Source organism: Geminicoccus sp., assembly GCF_036263595.1.
In the GTDB taxonomy this organism is placed as follows: Bacteria; Pseudomonadota; Alphaproteobacteria; order Geminicoccales; family Geminicoccaceae; genus Geminicoccus.
The window spans coordinates 1-4,958 of sequence record NZ_DATAGQ010000226.1; the positions used below are offsets into that span (position 1 = coordinate 1).

Annotated in this window: 3 protein-coding genes; 2 read left to right on the forward strand and 1 reads right to left on the reverse strand. The window is 66.6% G+C overall.

The window, feature by feature from the left end; genetic code table 11:
- Both fliD and fliS read left to right on the forward strand, forming a co-directional pair.
- Window positions 1–973: flagellar filament capping protein FliD (gene fliD / locus VHL31_RS24865; protein ID WP_329663946.1), on the forward strand; the 973-nt coding region annotated here is incomplete at its 5' end.
- Window positions 974–984: 11 nt separating this feature from the next.
- Entirely contained in the window at window positions 985–1,425 is a 441-nt protein-coding gene (fliS, locus tag VHL31_RS24870; protein ID WP_329663947.1) for a flagellar export chaperone FliS, read from the forward strand.
- A gap of 470 nt (window positions 1,426–1,895) precedes the next feature.
- Here the strand turns inward: fliS and VHL31_RS24875 are convergent, their stop codons facing one another.
- Window positions 1,896–3,143, reverse strand: coding sequence for an App1 family protein (locus tag VHL31_RS24875; protein ID WP_349262544.1), 1,248 nt, complete (start codon window positions 3,141–3,143; stop codon window positions 1,896–1,898).
- Window positions 3,144–4,958 lie beyond the last annotated feature (1,815 nt).

Below are 4,958 nucleotides of genomic sequence, written 5' to 3' on the forward strand. Positions count from 1 at the left end.
CCAAAACCCGGTGCAGTCGGCCCGCAACGCCCGGTTCACGCTGGACGGCGTGACGATCGAGCGCTCGTCGAACAAGGTGGAGGACGTGCTGCAGGGCGTGACCCTCAACCTGTTCCGCGGCGAGCCGGGCACGACCGTGACGGTGGAGGTCGAGCGCTCGCTTGGTGCGGTGAAGGAACAGATCACCGGGCTGGTCGACGCCCACAACGCGTTTCGCGACTTCATCAGCCAGCAGAACAAGGTCGGCAGCGACGGCGGGGTCTCCGAGGAGAGCCCGCTCTTCGCCAACGCCTTCCTGCGCGATATCCAGACGAGTGTCTCGTCCATGCTGGGTGGGGCCGCCTCGGGTGGCGGCAGTCTCGGTGAACTCGGCATCTCGTTCGATTCGTCGAACAGGATGCAGGTCAATTCGACCAAGCTCGACAATGCGCTGCTGACGAAACTGGACCGGGTTCGCGACATCCTCGAGTTCCGTGTCGAGACGTCGTCGACCGACTTGGTGGTGTCACGCCACGCCGGCAGCTTGCAGCATGGCAGCTTCACAATCGCTATCGTGGACGCGGACGCTGACGGAAAGATCGAGAGCGCCACGATCGACGGCATCGGCGTCGACGTCAACAAGGGCTTCATCAAGGGCCGCACCGGCACGCCCTATGCCGGACTGGAGTTCAGCTGGGTGGGCAAGGGCTCCACATCCATCAACGTGACGGCCAGTCAGGGAGTGGCGGATCGGACCTACAACGAGCTGGCCAAGGCCTTGGACGAGACGGAAGGCCGCCTTGCCAACGAGGTCGGCGAGATCGAATTCGGCATCGGAAAGGCGCAGGAGGAGATCGCCCGGGTCAACGAGCGGGCCGAGCGGTACCAGGAGCAACTGGTCAGGAAGTTCAGCGCGCTGGAGACGGCGCTCGCCCAGTCCAAGGCGATGCTGCAGCAGATCCGGGCGGCGCTCGGCCAGAACGACGACAGCTAGTGGAGCAAGCGATGAAGCCATCGGTCCACCAGCAGCGGGCGCTCAGCGCCTATGGGCAGGCGACCCAGACGGTCCCGGCAGCACGGCAGATTGTCATGCTCTATGACGGGATGATCCGCAGGATGGAGGAGGCTCGGCAAGCCTGCATCGAGGGCCGCATCGAGGATCGGTGGCAGGCGACCCAGAAAGCCGCGCGCATCGTCGATGCCCTGCACGCCAGCCTCGACCACGATGCCGGCGGCGAGGTCGCGGCCACCCTCGACCGCTGGTACACGATGATCGGCCTGCGCATGCAGCAGGTGAACATCGCCAACGATCCCCAGCAGTGCAGCGAGCTGATCGCGCTCTTGCGGGAGCTCAGGGCGGCCTGGGACCAGCTGTCGACCAGCCCCGTCGCACTGTCCCGGTCCACCGGGTCGGCGGCGATCTACGACCGAGCGAGGAGCGCCTGACGGCTGCGCGTGCTGGCGCAGCCCACGGCAGTGTCCCCGCACAAACGAGCAGCCGTCCTGCGTCCTGGACTGACCATTACCCCGGCAGGTCCGATGATCGCGGCCTGCGACGTGGCGACATGGGACGGGCGGTGACGTCCTCCTGTCGGGAAGGATCCATGCGCTCTCCTCGAACGGGCTCTCCGGGCCTGTCCCCCGGTTTCGGGAGCGGCATGTCGGGACGCTCACTGCCTGGATGTAGGCAGTGCTGCCTCGATCGGTCTTAATGGTGCGGCGTCGGAGGCCAATCTCCTGAAGCCTCGCGCAGACGGGCGAGCGTGGACGGCTCTACCCTCCGCAGCCCGTGGATGGCGCGGTGGCTTCCGCCAGCCATGCCACGCTCGGCCAGCCCCACCGCCATCAGGCTGGATGATGCTGCGGATCCGGTAATCGCCCTGCCGGGAGACCCGGCCCCGGCCGGCAGCAGGATGTCAGTCCCGCTTTTGCCGGCTGGGCTCGATGATCACGTTCGGTGGTGTCTCGCCGGGTCCCTCGTCGAGGATCCGCTCCAACCGGCCTTGAAGCAGCGCGTCGGCCGTATCGTCGACCGTACTGCCTTCGGCCTGGTACGGGTCGGGGGCATCGGTGGCCATTTCGCTCCGCCTCTCCGCCTGGACATCTGCGATGGCCGTGGGCGGCAGCAGGCCCATGCTTGCTGCATGCCGGGCGATGGCGAGGCTGTCGGCTGCCAGGACGAGGGTGCTCCCGGCTTCGGTCACCGCCGCCGCCAGTTGCTCGATCTCTCGGATCCTGCAGCGGTCGCGCGATACGTTGCGAATATAGACGGCGGCTACCCGTCCCGGATGATCGACCACGATCTGGCGGTAGACTTCGGGGTCGTGCTGGCCGCTATCGCCGATCAGCACGAACGGCAGGTCGCGATAGAGCGACAGCATGTTGCGGATCAGATCGCGCTTGTGGTCCTCCGCCTTGCGCGGCAGGGGCCAGCTCCAGGACACCCCCCACTCGCGCAGGAACAGGATCGGCCCGATTGGAATCCGGTGCAGCCTGAAGAACTCGTCCAGGACGCCATAGATCCCCCAGGGTGCCCGCGAGACGTAGAGCAGCGGGTTGCCCTCGTGCCCCGTCCATCCGCCGTGCAGCGCGCGGTACAGGGCGGCCACACCCGGGAAGGCCGTGCGTCGCTCGGCATCCTGCACAAACAGCCGCCAGAGCATCTTCAGCCTGTTGGCCACGCCCGTGTGCATGATCGTATCGTCGATGTCGCTGATCACGACGAAGCGGCAATGGTCCGGCGGAATGAATACCTGGCCCTGCGCACGCACTCGCCGCGGCTCGTCCAGGCGCAGCGCGATCCTGTGCCAAGACCGGCTGGCCGGCGGCGGGGCATCCGGTTTCAGGTGGATTCTGAAATAGCCGTCCCGGTCGGTCGTGACCTGCTCCTCGGTGTCGTAGAAGCAGGCGGTCACCGTCGCGCCGCGCACGGCACGCCGCACGATCCGGCGGCCGATGTCGCGCAGGTCGTCAATCAGGTCGTCCGCACGTCCGTCACGGTCGGCCGCGGACTGCCAGAACACCCGGCCGATCAGGAAGATCTCCTCCCGCGACCCATAGCCTCGATATGGCTCGATCACGACGCCGCGCCGCCCTTGGGCCGTCCTCGCCGGGCGGCCGATCAGGTGGAGGATCCTTGCCACCCCCCGTTTCCAGTTCGCCATCGGATCGACCAGTACCAGTTGATGATTTGCCGAGCACTTGGATAGGTCAAAGCCCCAGCCGGGAAGAAGGTCCCCCGAGCCGCAGGAAATCGTACGGTCTGACCAGGTGGATCGCGCAGAAGTTCTGGCGGCCCACGCTCCGCATGTCCTCCTATCGTAGCGGAAGATCGCACGGCTGACAGCCGCAGGCCCGCATGGTCTCCAACCGGACAACAGCCTTTTGGTCCAGCCTCGGTCGCATCGAAGGCTTCGCTTCGTCATGCGGTGGTGGTCTTCATCGACGAGAAGAGCCAGATCAAGACGTTCGACAGCCCGGCTTGCCGCTGACGCGGGGCAAGCGCGACCGTGAGCCACGGCGACAAGCCATGGCACCACGACTCCTGCTGGCCGCTCGCAGCGTGCACGAAGGCGAGGTCAACGGCCGCTGCCGCGCCGCACCATCGGCATCAGGCACTCGCCCGCTGCCTCGTCACCGGCCAGCGCCCGGTGCCGGCCAGCAAGATGATCCATGCCATGCTGCCTACAGGCACCCGAGGTGCTGGACTGGCTCGCCAACCATCCCAGCTGGATGTTCCACTTGACCCCCACCTCGTGCGCCTGGCCATGATGCCGTGGAGAGATTTTTTCCGAGTTCCCCCGGCAAGCCCTGGAACGGGTGAGTCTTCCGTTCGGCCGAGGACCCCGCAACGGGGATCGCACGCTACATCGCCGCCACGGCCAACCAACCCCGAGCCCCTTGTCCGGACTGCGACCGTTAAGGCGACGGCCAGACCCATCCTGAACCATTCGTCCTAGGCAGGGCACCAGGAGATGAGCGAGTAGACATGGCGGCGTCTTGAGCCGCTGTCGCCGCCGGGTGATGGACGGGATCTGCGGATCCCGCGCTGTGGCGCAAGCTCTCCTCGGCCTGCTGACGGTGATGGCGGACCGGCCGACACGCTGCAACCCTTGGCAGATGGCGCCGAACAGCTTCTGCCACTGGTCTTGTGCCGGGGCATGGCGCGGGTGCCGGTAGCTTGGCAGCGCCAAGCTGACGAGCCTGGCAAGCTGGACCGGGCGCAGCATCACGCCAACGCTTCCTTGATCCGGCCGCACCAGCGTCGCCAGCGTAGAAGCGGGCAGCAAAGCGGGAATGCCCGGCCCAGGCCCGGGATGACTTTTCGACCATGAACGGCCGGAGAGCCATTCATCCGGCATCCATCGAAGCCAGGACCTGGAGCGATCCATCTGCGCTGCGGCGGCCGTGGGCGACCGCTCGTTCTTCATCTGATTGGTGGTGAAGCTGCCGACGACAAGGCGCTGCCCCACTTGTTGGACGGCTGGCGGATCCACCGTTCCGGCCCAGGAAGTCGGCACAAGCGGCCAAACCGGCTGGTCATTGATCGGCAGCGTCATCGCGCAGCCCCGTGGTGACTGCCGCAAAACCCCGGGGTTTGGCCGTGCTGCTGCGATTCGATCCTGCCGACTGGAGTGGGGAGCGGCCGATAGTGTGCCTGGCGATGGGTCAGGTGAGCATGGTGAAGCACTGTTGCCGGCAGCGTATGGAGCTAACCAGCGGCTGGAGCGGGTCAGGGCGCAGGCCGACGTGGGGCCCAAGCGCAGGGCACCGACGGGGCGGCCTGCGCTTGGGCTCCCCAGGCGTTACGGATGGCCTACTCTCTCGAAGATCGAATTGGATGCTCCATGGCACAGGTTCACCACGGCAGCGCCACGACCACGGCTCGCAGCCGAGCACAAATCCAATCCTCGAGAAGTACCCATCGCAGTCCTCGCGCGCCGGCTCGGGCAGGGTCGGAAGACGGTGAGGAAGTAGCG

Coding starts and splice junctions, on each gene's coding strand:
- fliS (WP_329663947.1), top strand. CDS start 985: ATGAAGCCATCGGTCCACCAGCAGCGGGCGCTCAGCGCCTATGGGCAG.
- VHL31_RS24875 (WP_349262544.1), bottom strand. CDS start 3,143: ATGGCGAACTGGAAACGGGGGGTGGCAAGGATCCTCCACCTGATCGGC.